Origin of the sequence: Kitasatospora sp. NPDC058162 (assembly GCF_042884005.1) — a bacterium.
Classification (GTDB): Bacteria; Actinomycetota; Actinomycetes; order Streptomycetales; family Streptomycetaceae; genus Kitasatospora.
This window is the reverse complement of the sequence record NZ_JBHVUS010000006.1, coordinates 327514-342261: the sequence shown is the minus strand read 5'-3', so window position 1 is coordinate 342261 and position 14748 is coordinate 327514. Positions and strand designations below refer to the sequence as shown.

14 protein-coding genes are annotated in these 14748 nt (G+C 73.2%); 3 read left to right on the top strand and 11 right to left on the bottom strand.

Translation table 11 applies throughout. The features are described from left to right. Positions 1 to 35 precede the first annotated feature (35 nt). From ACFVXG_RS15230 to ACFVXG_RS15205, 6 genes are all read right to left on the bottom strand, one after another. Complete coding sequence (locus ACFVXG_RS15230) at positions 36 to 413, bottom strand: hypothetical protein (protein WP_387927676.1); 378 nt, start codon at positions 411 to 413, stop codon at positions 36 to 38. 18 nt (positions 414 to 431) lie between these two features. Continuing rightward, positions 432 to 1280, bottom strand: coding sequence for a sugar-transfer associated ATP-grasp domain-containing protein (locus ACFVXG_RS15225; RefSeq protein WP_387927674.1), 849 nt, complete (start codon positions 1278 to 1280; stop codon positions 432 to 434). Next, on the bottom strand, positions 1277 to 2446 hold the full coding sequence (locus tag ACFVXG_RS15220; protein ID WP_387927672.1) for a 7TM domain-containing protein: 1170 nt from the start codon (positions 2444 to 2446) through the stop codon (positions 1277 to 1279). Before ACFVXG_RS15220 ends, ACFVXG_RS15225 begins: the two co-directional genes overlap by 4 nt. A gap of 495 nt (positions 2447 to 2941) precedes the next feature. Then, the gene (locus tag ACFVXG_RS15215; protein WP_387927671.1) at positions 2942 to 4210 is read right to left on the bottom strand and encodes a sensor histidine kinase; all 1269 of its coding nucleotides are present in this window, start codon (positions 4208 to 4210) and stop codon (positions 2942 to 2944) included. Between the two features lie 10 nt (positions 4211 to 4220). Beyond that, on the bottom strand, positions 4221 to 4892 hold the full coding sequence (locus tag ACFVXG_RS15210) for a response regulator transcription factor (protein ID WP_387927669.1): 672 nt from the start codon (positions 4890 to 4892) through the stop codon (positions 4221 to 4223). 409 nt (positions 4893 to 5301) lie between these two features. Further along, positions 5302 to 6105, bottom strand: a complete 804-nt coding sequence (locus tag ACFVXG_RS15205) for an exodeoxyribonuclease III (protein WP_387927667.1) — start codon at positions 6103 to 6105, stop codon at positions 5302 to 5304. Positions 6106 to 6438: 333 nt separating this feature from the next. Here ACFVXG_RS15205 and ACFVXG_RS15200 point away from each other — a divergent pair, with 333 nt between their 5' ends. Beyond that, positions 6439 to 7212 (top strand): GntR family transcriptional regulator, encoded by a 774-nt coding sequence (locus ACFVXG_RS15200; protein WP_387927853.1) that lies wholly within the window; start codon positions 6439 to 6441, stop codon positions 7210 to 7212. 145 nt (positions 7213 to 7357) lie between these two features. Here the strand turns inward: ACFVXG_RS15200 and ACFVXG_RS15195 are convergent, their stop codons facing one another. From ACFVXG_RS15195 to ACFVXG_RS15185, 3 genes are all read right to left on the bottom strand, one after another. Then, the gene (locus ACFVXG_RS15195) at positions 7358 to 8521 is read right to left on the bottom strand and encodes an ROK family protein (protein ID WP_387927665.1); all 1164 of its coding nucleotides are present in this window, start codon (positions 8519 to 8521) and stop codon (positions 7358 to 7360) included. Positions 8522 to 8768: 247 nt separating this feature from the next. Continuing rightward, positions 8769 to 9044 (bottom strand): hypothetical protein, encoded by a 276-nt coding sequence (locus ACFVXG_RS15190; protein WP_350503270.1) that lies wholly within the window; start codon positions 9042 to 9044, stop codon positions 8769 to 8771. Between the two features lie 178 nt (positions 9045 to 9222). Next, positions 9223 to 10764 carry a hypothetical protein gene (locus ACFVXG_RS15185; protein ID WP_387927663.1) on the bottom strand — a complete coding sequence of 514 codons (1542 nt, stop codon included), beginning with the start codon at positions 10762 to 10764 and terminating at the stop codon, positions 9223 to 9225. A 277-nt stretch (positions 10765 to 11041) separates the two neighbouring features. Between ACFVXG_RS15185 and paaK the strand changes: the two genes are divergently transcribed. After that, positions 11042 to 12376, top strand: a complete 1335-nt coding sequence (gene paaK / locus ACFVXG_RS15180) for a phenylacetate--CoA ligase PaaK (protein ID WP_387927661.1) — start codon at positions 11042 to 11044, stop codon at positions 12374 to 12376. A 93-nt stretch (positions 12377 to 12469) separates the two neighbouring features. Here paaK and ACFVXG_RS15175 read toward each other — a convergent pair whose 3' ends face one another. Both ACFVXG_RS15175 and ACFVXG_RS15170 read right to left on the bottom strand, forming a co-directional pair. Beyond that, a complete protein-coding gene (locus tag ACFVXG_RS15175; RefSeq protein ID WP_387927660.1) occupies positions 12470 to 13267 on the bottom strand; it encodes a hypothetical protein in 798 nt (265 codons plus the stop codon). Position 13268: 1 nt separating this feature from the next. Then, positions 13269 to 13904, bottom strand: coding sequence for a PepSY domain-containing protein (locus tag ACFVXG_RS15170; protein WP_387927658.1), 636 nt, complete (start codon positions 13902 to 13904; stop codon positions 13269 to 13271). Between the two features lie 165 nt (positions 13905 to 14069). On the opposite strand from ACFVXG_RS15170, the gene ACFVXG_RS15165 reads away from it, so the two are divergent. After that, complete coding sequence (locus tag ACFVXG_RS15165) at positions 14070 to 14747, top strand: response regulator transcription factor (RefSeq protein ID WP_387927656.1); 678 nt, start codon at positions 14070 to 14072, stop codon at positions 14745 to 14747. Position 14748 lies beyond the last annotated feature (1 nt).

The window sequence follows — 14748 nt, the reverse complement described above, 5'->3', positions numbered from 1 at the left end:
CTGCGGTGCTCTCGTACGACGGTCGCAGGGGCGAGTCAGCCTGAGCCGGGATCGGCCGGTGCCTGGCCCTGGACGGTCTCGGCGTCGTCCTCCTCCTGCGTTTCGATCGCGGGCGCGTCCTGACCGGGCTCCTGTGACGGCGGCTGGCGCACGCTCGGGGTCGGGGCGGGCGTGGCGGCAGGGGCTGTCGGGGTGTGGCTCGGTTTGGGGATGTGGGTCGGCCCGTGCTTGTGCGTCGGCGACGCGGACGGGGGTGACGGCTGTGGTGCCGCGTCGGCGATGGCCGGGGGTTCCTGGGCCCTGATCGGGTGCGGGGCGTGCTGGAGGCTGACGGTGAGGAAGGCGGCCGCTGCGACAACGGCGGTGAACCGCCCGAGCAGCAGGGGCCAGCCGTGTTCCGGTGTGTACCGCATGGTGTCCTGGTGGGTGGTCTAGGCGATGGCGGAGTGGAGTCCGTGTCCGGTGACGTTCTGGATCTGCAGTCCCGGCCGGGCGTTGACTTCGAGGATCAGTGGTCCTCGGGCCGCGTCGACGACGATGTCGGCGCCGAGGTACCGCAGTCCGGTGGCCTTGGCGCAGCGGCTCGCGGCGTCGAGGACCGTCTCCCAGTGCGGCACGCGGGCGTCCAGCAGTTGGTGGCCGGTGTCGGGGTGGGCGGAGACGGGGCGGTCGCCCATGAGCGCGCGCACGATCCGGCCGCTCGCGAGGTCGACGGCGGCGCCGATGGCCTTCTGGTGCAGGTTGGCGCGTCCGCCGCTGAACCTGGTGGGCAGGCGCAGCATGGCGAGCCTGGGTTCGTCGCCGAGGCAGATGACGCGGATGTCCGGCAGCCCCTGGTGGGACAGGGCGGCGAGGTCGGGGTGGGCGGTGATCAGGGGCTCGAACAGGGCCCAGTCGCGTTCGCGAGGTGAGAAGTCGCCGTCCAGGATCCGCCGCAGGTGGTTCTTGACGGTCTGTTCGGTGATGGGCTTGCCGGACGGGCTCTCCCAGATGCCGTCGCGGCGGCCGAAGGACAGGAGGATCCCGTTGCCGCCGAGGCTCTGGTTCGGCTTGCAGGCCCAGGTGTCGGGCAGTTCGTTCCAGTCCGTGCGGTTGCTCTCCTGCCGGGAGCGGACCAGGCGCAGCGTGGGCGCGGTGGGCGCCCCGGCGGCAAGCAGGGCCTGTTTGGTGGCGTACTTGTTGTTGACCAGACGGATGGCCGTCGGCGAATTGGTGCGGGAGATGCGGGCGTTGCGGGCGTTCATCCCGAGTATCCCGTCCCAGCTGTGCAGCCACCTCATGCCACGGCCTCGCTCGCTCGCGACGCCCGCCGGAACCTGAGGAGCTCGACCAGCCGCAGTCCGCGGTACGTTCCGGCCACCAGCGTCCACACCGCGCAGGCGAGGGCCAGTTGCAGGGGCACCCGGTCGGCGACGTACCGGGCGAGGGGGGTGAGCAGCACCAGCGCCAGGACGACGGCGACGCCGATGGTCACGACCGCCCCGCTCACCGCCGACTTCACGCCGTCGAGCTCCCACTGCTCCCACAGGCGTTCGGTGATGATCGCGGTGACCACGACCGGCAGGGAGGCGCCCCAGGACTCGGTCAGGCCCTCCGACTTCAGCAGGAGCTGGGTGCCGACCACACCGCTGGTGACCAGGCCGATCAGGACGCCGAGCCGCGCGACCCGGGGCAGGTGGAAGCGGCGCAGCAGCGGTTGTGCGGCGAAGCCCAGGGCGAACATCACCAGCGTCAGGACGATCCCCAGCGGCAGTCCGGCCTGGGTGTAGGCCAGGGCGAGGAGCATCGGGCTGAAGGTGCCCAGGGTGTTCAGCCCGACGACGACGCGCAGCACGACGATCAGGAGCGCGACCAGCGGGAGGAGCGCGGTGAGGGAGAGCGGGTCCATGGCGGGGGCCTTGGTGAGCAGCACGCGCAGGGCCGAGGGAGCGCCGTGTCCTTCCGGGCTGGTCAGCATCCTTCTGCCGATGGCGACCTGGGCGCCTTGCAGGTCGTCGCGTCCGATGAGGACCGGGGTCGGGCGGCTGGTGCGGCTGTTGACGTTGAGGTGCGTGTGCACGGTGCGCCCGGCGATCTGCACGGTGGCGTCGACGACCGGGCGTTCCTCCCGGCCGAGCGCGGAGCCCACCAGGACCTTGGGGGCGTGGTCGAGGTCGAAGCCGAGCCCCTTGGCGACCTTGGTGTCGAGGGACGAGGCCGTGGCGCCGGTGTCGATCATGGCGGGGAGTTCGGTGCTGCGCCCGTCCGGCCCGATGATGCGGACCATCTCCCGTTCCCCGACCGTGTTGGCCTGCGAGCCCGTGAGCGTGCGCTCGGGGGAGAACAGCAGACCGGACAGCAGGACGCAGAATCCGATGACGGCCGTGAGAACGATCAGGACCGCAGGTGCCCTCTTGCGGCGTCGCCGGGTCCGGTCGTAGGTCTTCGGTCGTGACAGCGTGGGCAATTCTTCTCCTCGAATCCTCGCCGAGCGGACGCGCAGCGGCGTGCGCGAGGCGAACGACGACGTGTTCGTTGGTGCGCTCTTTGGGGGCGTCTCGTGCACCCCGATGGGAGGAAGCCGGTCGCCTGGGCGTCGCTCGTGCGGCGCGCTGGGACTTTCGGCCGTCCCGTGGTGGGGCCGACGGCCCGGGAAGGTCAGAGGGACGCCGATGGTGTCCTGGGTGCGGACGGCACCGCAGCCGAGGCCGACGCGGCCCTCGGCCGTGTCTCACCATTCGCGCCGGGCAGGGCCGCGGAAGGCGGCTCGCCGACCACACCGCGGGGGTCGGCCGCGCCCGCCGGGTGGGCCGGGTGGGCGGTGGGGACGGCGGCGTGGTCGCAGACGGTGGACTTCACAGGTGCTCCGGTGTTTCGTGATTCACCGGAAGACTGCCGGGAGCAGCCTGAGATTTTCCTGAGGCGGCGGAGCCGGTGCCGCGCCGGGCCGCCCCGCGGCGTCTCAGGAGGTGGCGAGCCGGAGGACGAAACGAGCGCCGCCCGTGGGGCTGGTGGCTACGGTCAGGGAGCCGCCGTGGACGTGGGCGACCCAGGAGGCGATGGACAGGCCGAGCCCGGAGGAGCCCGAACCGCTGCGGTGGCGCTCGAACAGCGAACCGGCGAGCTCGGGCGGCACGCCGGGGCCGCTGTCGTCGACCGTGACGGTCCCGTCGCCGGTCACGGTGAGACGGACGTCCGCGGGCACGCCCGGGGCGTGGCCGTGGGCGAGCGCGTTCCCCAGCAGGTTGGCCACCGCCCGGTGCAGCAGGTCGAGGTCGCCGACGACGACGGCCCGCTCGGTCACGACGGTGACCCGGTGCCCGTCGGTGTCGGTGTCCTCGACGACCGTCTCGACCAGCTGGTCCAGACGCAGCGGCTCCCGCACGGGTGTGGCGACGCCGGCCATGAGCCGCGCCCTGGTGAGCAGGCCGTCGATGAGGTCGCCCATCCGGGCCGCCAGGTGCTCTGTGCGCTGCAGCGCACTGGTCCGTACGGCGTCCTGCGGATGCCCGGCCTGGGCGTGCAGGGCGGTCGCGGCCAGAGTGCGCAGGGTGGCGGCCGGAGTGCGCAGGTCGTGGGCGGCGTCGGCGAGGAACTCCTCCTGCTGGCGCAGCGAGGTCAGGGCCGGCCGGATCGCGCGGCCGGACAGCAGGTGCCCCGCCAGGCCCGACACCGACACCAGCACCAGGCTGCCGGTGATCAGGACGAGCCGCAGCTGCTTCTGGGCCTTGGTGACGGAGGCGTCGGCCGCCAGGACCACTGCGCCGGCCACGGTCTCTCCGCCCGGCCCGTCGAACGGCGCGGCGAACAGGCGCACCGGTCGGCCGTCCGTGGCGCGGCCGTCCGCCGACACCGTGCCGTGCTGCGCGACCGCCCTGGTGGCGAGCCCACGGATGTCCGCCTCCGCCGCGTGCACACAGGGCTTGGGCGGTGCATAGGCGGTGGCGGGCGTGCTGGAGGTGACGGTGACCACGGTCAGCTGCGGGCAGTCGGTGCCCACGGTATCGAGCAGCGACTCGATGTCGAGCTTGTCCTGATCGTCGTAGATGATCAGGCCGACGGCCGCCGTTCCCCTCATCCGCAGCCTGTCGTCGAGCTGGTCGCGGCGGGCGTTGCTGTCGCTGTAGATCGCGAACCCTGCCAGGCCGACCAGGGCGAGGGCGCTGGTCAGCGCAAACAGCGCCGTCAGGCGCCAGCGCAGTCTGCGGATACGGGCTTCGGCGGTCAGCATGCGAGCGATCTCACCGGCAAGCGTCGGTCACGAACCGGTAGCCCACTCCGCGCACCGTGAGGATCGGGCACGGGTCGCCCAGCTTGCGGCGCAACTGCGACACCAGCACCTCGACGACGTTCGAGTTGGGCTCGGCCATCTCGTCCCAGCACTTCTCGATCAGCTCGACCCGGGGCACCACCTGGTCCGCCCTGGCGGTCAGCACTTCGAGGACGGCGAACTCCTTGCTGGTGACAATCAGCCGGACGCCGCCCCGGCGGACCAAGCGCCGGGCCGTGTCGATCTCGATGTCACCGAAGTGCTGCACGGGCGGGCGCATCACACCGGCCCGCCTGCACAGGCTGTGGACCCGGGCCACCAGCTCCGGGACGGCGAACGGCTTGACCAGGTAGTCGTCGCCTCCGACGGCGAATCCCTCGACCCGGTCCGTGACCGTGTCGCGGGCCGTGAGGAACAGCACCGGCACCGTCCGGCCGGTGCCGCGCAGCTTCCGCACGTACTCCAGAGCGTCCCCGGACGGCAGCATCCTGTCGAACACGACGCAGTCGTATTCGGTCACGAACAGCGCCTCGTCCGCCGCAGGAAGGTCCGCCGCCTCGTCGACGGCCAGACCGGCACCGCGAAGCGCCGCGACGACGGCGAAGCGCAGATCTGCCTCGTCCTCGACCACCAGTACTCGCATCTGCGGCACTATATCCCCAGCTGGGGCCGCTGGGCTCACCGGTCCGGGCCGTGGAAGGACGCGTGCAGTCACGCGTTCGGAGGAACTCCAAGACGCTTGCGGCCGGACCTCGGCAAGAGCCCGAGCGCACTCACGTGATGACCCACAGGATGCACGGCTCGTGCTTCGTGGACCCAGGCGCGAGAGGCGCTACACAGAACTCCTGCCGAGATCGAACCCAGTGCACTCTCATTTCACATCGCGAGCCAGAGAACGTTCCGGCTGAGTGGGTGGCCTAGCGTTTCCGCAGGTCAGAGCGTTGTCGGCTTGCGGGATGATGAGAGATCGAATCGCGTTTCCGCAGGTCAGAGGCACCCTTAGCAGTCGTAGTAGAGCTCAAACTTGCTTGCATGGGAAGCCAGAGCACACGTCAGTTGTTCACGTCGAACACCACGGTGACGGGTGCGTGGTCGCTCCAGCGTTCGGCGTGGGTGGCGGCGCGTTCGACGTAGGCTTCGACGGCCCTGTCGGCCAGGGCTTTTGTAGAAACAATTAGGTCTACTCTCCAGCCCGAGTCGTTGTCGAAGGCGCGGCCGCGGTAGGACCACCAGGAGTAGGGGCCGGTGCGGTCGGGGTGCAGGGCGCGGACGACGTCGACGTAGCCGGCCTCGTCGTAGACGCGGGAGAGCCAGGCGCGTTCCTCGGGGAGGAAGCCGGCGGACTTCTGGTTGGCCTTCCAGTTCTTGAGGTCCTCGGGGCGGTGGGCGATGTTCCAGTCGCCGCAGACCACGACCTCGCGGCCGTCGGCGGCGGCGCGGGCGCGCAGGGCGGTGAGGTGGACGAGGAATTCCGCCATGAAGCGTTCCTTTTCGTCCTGGCGCTCGGTGCCGACCTCGCCGGAGGGCAGGTAGAGGCTGGCGACGGTCAGGCCCGGCAGGTCGATTTCGACGTACCTGCCGGAATTGTCGAATTCCTCCGAGCCGAATCCGATCGTGCTGCGCTGCGGCTCCCGGCGGGAGAGGATCGCGACGCCGGCCCGGCCCTTGGCGACCGACGGGGCCCAGACCGCGTGCCAGCCGTCCAGGTCGCGCAGCTCGACGGGCAGCTGCCCGGGCTCGGAGCGCACCTCCTGGAGGCAGATCACGTCCGCCTCCGTTCCGGCGAGCCACTCGACGAAGCCCTTCTTGGCGGCCGCCCGGATTCCGTTCACATTCACACTCGTCACCACGATCACCCGGGCAGCCTACCCACTGGGCGCGCACGCACCGAAGCGTGACGCGCGGCCGGGGGTGCGTCGTGGGGCGGTCGAGGGGTGGCCGTGAGGCGGGTCGAGGGCGGCCGCTCCGGGCTGTCGTGAACGTGGCATGAATGTTCGCGACGGTCCCGTCAAGCCGTGCCATTGGTCTTGACCATCTCCGGAGGGAGCACCTAGGGTCGCTTACTGCAAGGACCTTTAATAAAGAAGGACGGATAAAGGCCCGCTCTCCCACCTGCCGCAACAGCGGGCAGCGGGCCCGGGATCCGCCCTCCTCGTCGTAGGGCGGACAGGACACAGGTGGAGGACATGGTGGGGACGACAGGACAGCTTTCGTCGGTGCCGGAACCGAAGTACTGGCACCTGCGCACGGTGCTGCTGCGGGCCATCGACTCGGAGTTCTCCACCGGCCAGGTCCTGCCGAACGAGCGCGAGCTCTCCGCCCGCTTCGGGGTGGCCCGGGCCACGCTGCGGCAGGCCCTGGACCAGCTGGAGCTGGAGGGCCGGCTGGTCCGCCGCCGGGGGATCGGCACCCTGATCGCCGCCCCGCGGGTCGGCGTCCCGGTGAACCGGCAGGAGGAGGGCTGGCCCAGCGCGGGCCGCAGCCAGTCCTGGCGCACGGTGGACTGCACCACCGCCCCCGCCTCCGCGCAGCTGGCCAAGAACCTCGGCATCACCGAGGGCGCCACCGTGCACACCGTCCGCCGGGTCCGCCTGGTCGAGGGCCGCGCGATGGCCACCGAGTCGCTGCACGTCCCGGCTGCCGCCCTGCCGCACCTGCCCGGCTTCCGCGCCGAGAGCGACCGCGCCCGTTCGGTGCTGCGCCAGCTGGAGCGCCTGGAGGTCGACGGCGAGTCCCGGGCCGTCGAGCTCGGTGTCGCCGAGGCCGACGAGGCCGTCCTGCTGGAGCGCCCCCCGGGCACCCCGGTGCTGGTCATGACCACCCAGTACGCCGCCGCCGGCCGCCTGGTGGCCCTCGCCGTCGCCACCTACCGCGCGGACACCTGCAAGCTCACCTTCGGCGAGACCGGCCTGGTCGAGGTCACCCCGGTCGGCGCGACCCCCGAGGTCCGCACCGCCTCCTGAACCACTCCCCGACACCCTCAGACCGCGACCCGGACGCCGAACTGGCGCCCGGGTCGCGGTCGTTGGGGGGTCGGCAGGTCGAGGGTGGCGAGCCGCTGGGGGACTACGTGCGGTGGGCGGTCACGCCGCCCCCTGAGCCCGCTGCTCACGCCCTCGGGGGGTCCACCGCGAAGAGTTGGTCCTCGACGTGGTCGAGGGCGACCCGGAGCGCGCCCATCGAGACGACTTCCGACCCGAGGGCGGCGAGGGCCACCTCCGGTGCCCGCAGGGTGAATTGGGCGAGGCGTTCGCGCAGGGGTTCCAGGACGCCGTCGAGGCCGGCGGCCCAGCCGCCGATGACGACCAGCTGGGGGTCGATGGCGAGGACCAGGGCGGCGACGCCCTGGACGAGTCTGGTGAGGAAGCGGTCCATGGCGACCTTGGCGACCTCGTCGCCCTCGCGGGCGAGCCGCAGGACGCGCGCGACGGCGGCCTCGTCCAGTGGGTTGAGCGGCTTGCCGGTGGTGGAGAGGAGCCGCTCGGGGGTGACTTCCTGGCCGAGCAGGTGAAGGGCACCGATCTCGCCGGCGGCGCCGCCGTAGCCGCGGTGGAGTTTGCCGTTGATGAGGGAGCCGGCGCCGGGGCTGAGGCCGGCCATGACGAAGACCACGTCGTCGGCGCCGACGGCGGAGCCCTGCCAGTGTTCGGCGATGGCGGCGAGGTTGGCGTCGTTCTCGATCAGGACGGGGCAGCGGAAGGAGCGCCGGAGCCGGGCGCCGAGGTCGAGGCCGGTCCAGCCGGGCATGGCGGTGCCGAGTTGGACGGTGCCCTCGCGGTCGACGATGCCGGGGGTGCCGATGCCGACGGACCACAGGTTGTCCCGGGAGATGCCGGCCTTGCGGAGGACTTCGGCGACGGCGGTGCGGACGGCGGTGAGCCGTTCCTCGGCGTCGAGGGTCTCGTCGACGGGCTTGAAGTGACTGCCCACCACCTCGCCGGTGAGGTCGGCGAGGATGACCCGGATGTCGTGGACGCCGATCTCGATGCCGAGGATGTGTCCGGCTTCGGCCCGGAAGCGGAACCAGCGGGCCGGGCGGCCGCGGCGGCCGGGGCCGGCCTGGCCGTCCTCCCGGGGTTGTTCGACCTCGGCGACCAGTCCGGTCTCGACCAGGCCCTCGATCACGCCCTCGACGGTGGGCCGGGAGAGCCCGGTCTCGCCGACGAGTTGGGTGAGGGTCACCGAGTGGCCGGTCCGCAGCGCCCGAAGCGTGACCGCCGCGTTGATCCGCCGCAGCAGCGAGGAGTCTCCTCCGGTGAGCCGATCCGCCAATGCGATGCCCTTCGCCGTTCGCGCGACTGCCCTGGCGCGCGGTGTCGAGTGCGCGGAGCCCACCGAATGGCCCGCGGGGGTCTGCCCCCGGAACGCGGAACGGGCGGCGCACGGCCGCCCGTACGGAGGCCCGGAGGACAAGCCGGAGCCTACCCGGGGAGCCCCCCGGGCGGCGAGGATTCCCGCAGCTCACCCGGGCTTCGGTATCGAAATGGTACGGATCGGGTGGCGGTACGTGACGTCGGCTTCACCGGTCGGCCACGGACGGTCCCCGCCCGGGGCGCCGCCCCCGTACGGACCAGCGGGAGCGTACGGACAGCAGCGAGCCGACGCTCAGCCAGGAGCAGGCCGAGAACGCGCTGACCACGGATCCGGCCGAGCCGATGGACAGCACGCTGCCGACGGAGCCGATGGAGAGCACGGATCCGACGGAGCCGATCGACAGCAGCGAGCCGATGGAACCGATGGAGCCGATCGAGCCGAGGGAGGCCCGGGAGCGGATCGAGCGCACGGAAGCGGCCATGCGCCCGATCGTAGCCCGGGGTCGGCCCGGCCTCAGCTCAACGGGCCCCAGCGCCACCGCGGAGCACGGCAAGCGATCGCCGCCGGTCGACCCGTCAGCCGAGCCGCCCGTCGAGCCGCCCGTCGAGCCGCCCGTCGAGCCGCCCGTCGAGCCGCCCGTCGAGCCGCCCGTCGAGCCGTCAGTCGACCCGGGCGACGAACAGCCCCTGCCCGAGCAGCCCGATCGGGTGCCCGTCCTCCGGGAGGGTGAGGACGGTGGGGCAGCCCGCGGCGGTGAGGGCGGCCCGCCAGTGGTCGGCGGGGTGGGCGGTGAGGCCGCGGGGGTCGCCGGTGATCAGCAGGTCGAGCTGCTCGGTGACGGGGGCGAGCAGCAGCAGCCGGCCGCCGGGGGCGAGCAGGTCGACGAGGGCGGGGACCTCCTCCTCGGGCCGTCCGCCGGCGGTGGCGACGACCACGTCGTAGCGTCCGCCGTCGGGGGTGAGGTGGTGGTCGGCGTTCTGCCGGGGCCGGGCGGCGAGGGCGCGGGCGACGGCGGTCTCGACGCCGTCGCGGTCGAGTTCGAGGACGCGCAGCGGCTGGGGCCCGGCGTGGGCTTCGGCGGTGGCGCGGACGAGGGCGCCGAGCGCGGCGCCGAGGTAGCCGCGGGCGGCGGCCCAGCGGACCGGGGCGGCGGGGCGGGGGGCTTCCTCGCCGGTGAGGAGCCTGGGCAGGCGCAGGGCGCCGCGTCTGACCCGGTCGAGGACGGCGGTGGTGCCGAGGCCGTCGGTCCAGGTGTCGGTGGCGGGCCGCCAGGTCTCGCGGACTTCGGCGGAGCTGAGTTCGGGGGCGCCCTGGTAGAGCGGGCCCTGGGCGCCGCCGTCCTGGTGGGTGATCAGGCCGTGCCGGGCGAGGGCGTCGAGCCAGCGGCCGACCCGGGGGCGCTGGGCGGGGGTGACCAGGGCGCCGGCGAGGAGTTCGGCCTCGGAGCGGGCGGGTGCGGGCTCGGTGAGGATCCCGGCCTGTTGGAGGGTGTGCAGCAGCGCGGTGAGCACGGCCCGGTCGAGGTGGGTGCCGAAGGCGCTGACCTGTTCGGCGGTGACGCCGATGCTGTGCTTCCAGGCGGCGGCGGTGGCGGCCGCGGTGTCGGTGCGCAGGCGGCGGTCGGCGGCTTCGGCCTGGCTGTGCGGGGCGCGCACGTGGGCGAGGACGGCGCCGAGGGCGTCGACGGCGGCGTACACGTCGTCCTGCCGGGGTTCGGGGCCGACGTGGAGGACGAGCCGGAGCGCGCCGAGGTCGTGGTCGGTGAGGCCGGGCTGCCGGCTGAGCCGCCAGAGCAGGGCGGAGGGCAGGCTGAGGTGGGTGGTGCCGTTGGCGGCGAGCGCGGCGAGCTGGTCCTCGGGCTGCTGGTCGGGGTCGGCGCAGTGCACGGTGCCGCCGGCCAGCAGGGTGGCGAGGGCGAGTTCGACGGCGAGGTCGGTGGCGGGGTGCAGCACGGTGTGCCGGATGGGCGGCGGGCCGAGGACGCCGGCCCAGTGCCGCAGCCGTTCTTCGGCGGCGCGGGCGGTGGAGGGCGGCAGCGCGGCGTGTTCGGCGACGCGTTCGGCGAGGGCCCGGGGCAGGCCGCCGGGCGGGGAGACGCCGAGCAGCAGGCCGATGCCGCTGATCGCGCGTCCGTCGGCGACGACGGCGGGCCGGTCGCCGAGCTCGCGCAGCGCGCTGACCAGCGCAGGGGTCGAGGCCAAGGTGATCACTCCGGGGTGCAGGGGAGAAGCCGCACTACTGAACCATGGGTCCGGGCCGGTGAGCGGGGCCAACGGGTAATAATTCCGTAATGATTTTCATATCGGCCAGCCAAGCGGCGGGCGCGATCCCGGCACGAAGGCGCCGGAACTTCGCATTCCGGGAACGCTGCGCGATCCCTTGACAGGTGGTTCGGGTGCTGGGTTACTTGGCCTGGGCTTGCCCTGACCGAACGATCGGTTGGGCTCCCAGTCCCGTCCGACCTGCGAAGGAGCGACGATGACCGGCCGAGCGTCCGACCCCGCCCGACGCCTGGGGGAGCCGATTCCGCCCGCACTCCTGGACGCCGGCGAGCGGATGGGCGTCGACGAACTGCGCGCCCACCAGCTCGACCGGCTCCGGGCCACCCTGCGGCACGCCTACGACCACGTCGAGCTCTACCGCCGCAAGTTCGACGCCGCCGGGGTGCGCCCCGAGGACTGCCGCACCCTGGAGGACCTCGCCCGCTTCCCCTTCACCACCAAGGCCGACCTGCGCGAGGGCTACCCCTTCGGGATGTTCGCCGTCCCGATGGAGCGGGTCCGCCGGATCCACGCCTCCAGCGGCACCACCGGACGCCCGACCGTGGTCGGCTACACCGAGGGCGACCTCTCCATGTGGGCCGACGTGGTCGCCCGCTCGATCCGCGCGGCCGGCGGCCGGGCCGGCCACAAGGTGCACATCGCGTACGGCTACGGGCTGTTCACCGGCGGCCTGGGCGCCCACTACGGCGCCGAGCGGGCCGGCTGCACCGTCATCCCCGCCTCCGGCGGCATGACCGCCCGGCAGGTCCAGCTGATCCAGGACTTCCGGCCCGAGATCATCATGGTCACCCCGTCCTACCTGCTCACCCTGCTGGACGAGTTCGACCGGCAGGGCCTGGACCCGCGCGCCAGCTCGCTGAAGGTGGGCATCTTCGGGGCCGAGCCCTGGACGGAGGAGATGCGGCGGGAGATCGAGGAGCGGCTCGACCTGGACGCCGTCGACATCTACGGCATCTCCGAGGTGCTCGGCCCGGGGGTCGCCCAGGAGTGCGTGGAGACCAAGGACGGGCTGCACATCTGGGAGGACCACTTCTACCCGGAGGTGGTGGACCCGCTCGGCGACGCGGTGCTGCCGCAGGGGGAGGGCGGCGAGCTGGTTTTCACCTCGCTCACCAAGGAGGCGCTGCCGATCGTCCGCTACCGCACCCGCGACCTCAGCCGGCTGCTGCCCGGCACCGCGCGGCCGGCCTTCCGGCGGATGGAGAAGGTGACCGGGCGCAGCGACGACATGATCATCCTGCGCGGGGTGAACCTGTTCCCGACCCAGATCGAGGAGATCCTGCTGCGCACCCCGGGCGTCGCCCCGCACTTCCAGCTGCGGCTGACCAGGCAGGGGCGGCTGGACCGGCTGACCGTGCGGGTGGAGGCCCGCCCGGAGGCGGACGCCGGGCTGCGGGAGGCCGCGCGGGTGGAGATCGTCCGGGCGGTGAAGGACGGCGTGGGCGTGACGGTCGCGGCCGAGGTGGTGGACCCGTACACGCTGGAGCGCTCGGTCGGGAAGATCAAGCGGGTGGTGGACGAGCGGAAGTAGCGGGGGGAGGGGGAGGGGGAGGAGACGTCGGAGGCGCACGGCTGTCCGGGGGGTGATGCCGTGCGCCTCCGACGTCTACAGCAATGTAGACGCTCAGTGGGCGGAGAGTCCAGCCGCCCGGGCGCGGTGCGCCCGCGCCGACAGGGCCAGCGCCACCGCCATCAGCACCGCCAGGGCCAGGCTGACCGGGCCCGTGCCCAGGCCGATGCCGCCGCGGTCGGCGCCGACGCCCAGCCAGTCCGCGAAGGAGGCGCCGAGCGGGCGGGTCAGCACGTACGCCCACCAGAACCCGGCCACCGGGCCCACCCAGCGGGCCTGCGAGGCCACCGCCGGGATCGCGATCAGGACGGCGAAGCCCAGCGCGGCCACCAGGTAGCCGAGGTGCAGGGTGGCCGCCGTCAGGTCGCCGAGCGCGGTGCCCAGGGCGAAGGTCAGCAGCACGGCCGCCCAGTAGAACAGCTCCCGGCGCAGCCCGGTCACCCGGTCGATCGCCAGCGAGCCCTCCACCCGGTGCCAGAGCAGGAACAGCGCCGCCAGCGCCACCGCCAGCGAGCCCGCCGACAGCGCGTACGGGACGCCGAGCGCGACGTGCGCCACATCGGCGACCATCGTGCCGAACACGCTCACCATGACGACCACGGCCCAGTACAGCCCGGGCACGCAGCGGCGGGTCCGCAGCTGGACCACGAGGGTGACGGCGAGCAGCAGCCCGGCGGCGGCCACCGCCAGGACCGGGTCGAAGGTCTTGGCGAGGAAGTCGGAGAGGGTCTCGCCCATGCCGGTGGTCAGCACCTTCACCAGCCAGAACCAGCCGTCCACGCCCGGCACCTTGCTGGCGGCGGAGGGTGCGGTACGGCCGGGGGCGGGGTGGGTCGTTGCGGTGTGGGCCATGTCAGCCCTCGGCGCCGTTGTCGGCGGTGCTACCGGGGGCAGCGGCGGTGGTGTTGGAGGTCAGCTCACCGCTGGTGCCGTCCACCGTCACCAGGTGGCGCACGCCGTCCTGGCCGACGACCGAGACGGCCCAGGCGGCGGCGCCGCCCTGCTCGGTGATCCGGTGCAGCGACTCGGCGCGGCCGCCGGGAACGGCGGCCTGGGCCTTCTCCAGGGCGGCGGAGGCGCCCAGCGAGGGCAGCGGCGCGGGCGCCTGACCGCGCTCCTGGCCCTGGCCGTTCCCCTGCCCGTTCCCCTGGCCGTGGCGCTGTCCGTGCCCGTGCGCCCGGCCGTGGCCCTCGCCCTGCTCCTGCCCGTACCCGCGCCCGGCGCCGTTGCCGTCCTCGGCCGAGGCCGCCGCCTCGCGGTGCCCGTGCCCGCCCTCCCCGTGCCCCTCGTGGGCCACCGCCGCGACCGCGAGCCCGCCCGCGCCGAGCAGCGCCACCGTCACCACCCCGGCGGCGAGCTTGCGCTCCTTCCCGCCCGCCCAGGCGCGCAGCCGCTCCGCGCGTCGGCGCCGGGGCGTCAGCGGCGGCAGCTCGGGGATCTCCGGCTCCTCGCCGGTCGGCGGGGTGAAGGACGACAGGGGTTCGGTCATCGGGCGTGCTCCTTGCCTGGGCTGTGCTGGGCTGCGCTGTGCTGTGCTGGGCTGCGCTGTGCTGAGCCGTGCTGCGCTCCGCGCCCGGTGATCATGGCGGACGGTACCTGAACCCACGCTTAAGCCGGTTTAGGGGCTCTCGGGCACACCTGGCACCCTGAACGGATGCACATACTCGTCGTGGAGGACGAACAGCGGATGGCCACCGCGCTGCGGCGCGGCCTGGAGGCCGACGGCCACACCGTCGACACCGCCCACAACGGCCCCGAGGGCGTCGCCCTCGCCGAGCGCCACCCCTACGACGTGATCCTCCTCGACATCATGCTGCCCGGCCTCAACGGCTACCGGGTCTGCGCCCGGCTGCGCGCGGGCGGCTGCCGGGCCGGGATCCTGATGCTCACCGCCAAGGACGGCGAGTGGGACGAGGCCGAGGCCCTGGACACCGGCGCCGACGACTACCTCGCCAAGCCGTTCTCCTTCGTCGTCCTGCTCGCCCGGCTGCGCGCCCTGCACCGCCGGATCGACCAGCAGCGCCCCCGGCTGCACACCCTCGGCGACCTCGTGCTGGACGCCAACGCCCGCACCTGCACCCGGGCCGGCACCCCCACCCACCTGACCGCCCGGGAGTTCGCGATCCTGGAGCACCTGGCCGCCCGGGCCGGGACGGTCGTCTCCAAGCGCGAGATCCTCGACCACGTCTGGGACGCCGACCACGACGCCGACCCGAGCATCGTCGAGGTGCACGTGCACGCCCTGCGGCGCAAGATCGACGCGCCCTTCGGCCGGGCCGCCCTGCAGACCATGCGCGGCGCCGGCTACCGGCTCGACCCGGCCGGCGGCTGAG

Bases quoted from the DNA above. Each gene is read 5' to 3' on its own strand.
- ACFVXG_RS15190 (WP_350503270.1), bottom strand. From the start codon at position 9,044: ATGGCCGCTTCCGTGCGCTCGATCCGCTCCCGGGCCTCCCTCGGCTCG.
- ACFVXG_RS15175 (WP_387927660.1), bottom strand. From the start codon at position 13,267: ATGGCCCACACCGCAACGACCCACCCCGCCCCCGGCCGTACCGCACCC.
- ACFVXG_RS15170 (WP_387927658.1), bottom strand. From the start codon at position 13,904: ATGACCGAACCCCTGTCGTCCTTCACCCCGCCGACCGGCGAGGAGCCG.
- ACFVXG_RS15230 (WP_387927676.1), bottom strand. From the start codon at position 413: ATGCGGTACACACCGGAACACGGCTGGCCCCTGCTGCTCGGGCGGTTC.
- ACFVXG_RS15225 (WP_387927674.1), bottom strand. From the start codon at position 1,280: ATGAGGTGGCTGCACAGCTGGGACGGGATACTCGGGATGAACGCCCGC.
- ACFVXG_RS15210 (WP_387927669.1), bottom strand. From the start codon at position 4,892: ATGCGAGTACTGGTGGTCGAGGACGAGGCAGATCTGCGCTTCGCCGTC.
- ACFVXG_RS15165 (WP_387927656.1), top strand. From the start codon at position 14,070: ATGCACATACTCGTCGTGGAGGACGAACAGCGGATGGCCACCGCGCTG.
- ACFVXG_RS15215 (WP_387927671.1), bottom strand. From the start codon at position 4,210: ATGCTGACCGCCGAAGCCCGTATCCGCAGACTGCGCTGGCGCCTGACG.
- paaK (WP_387927661.1), top strand. From the start codon at position 11,042: ATGACCGGCCGAGCGTCCGACCCCGCCCGACGCCTGGGGGAGCCGATT.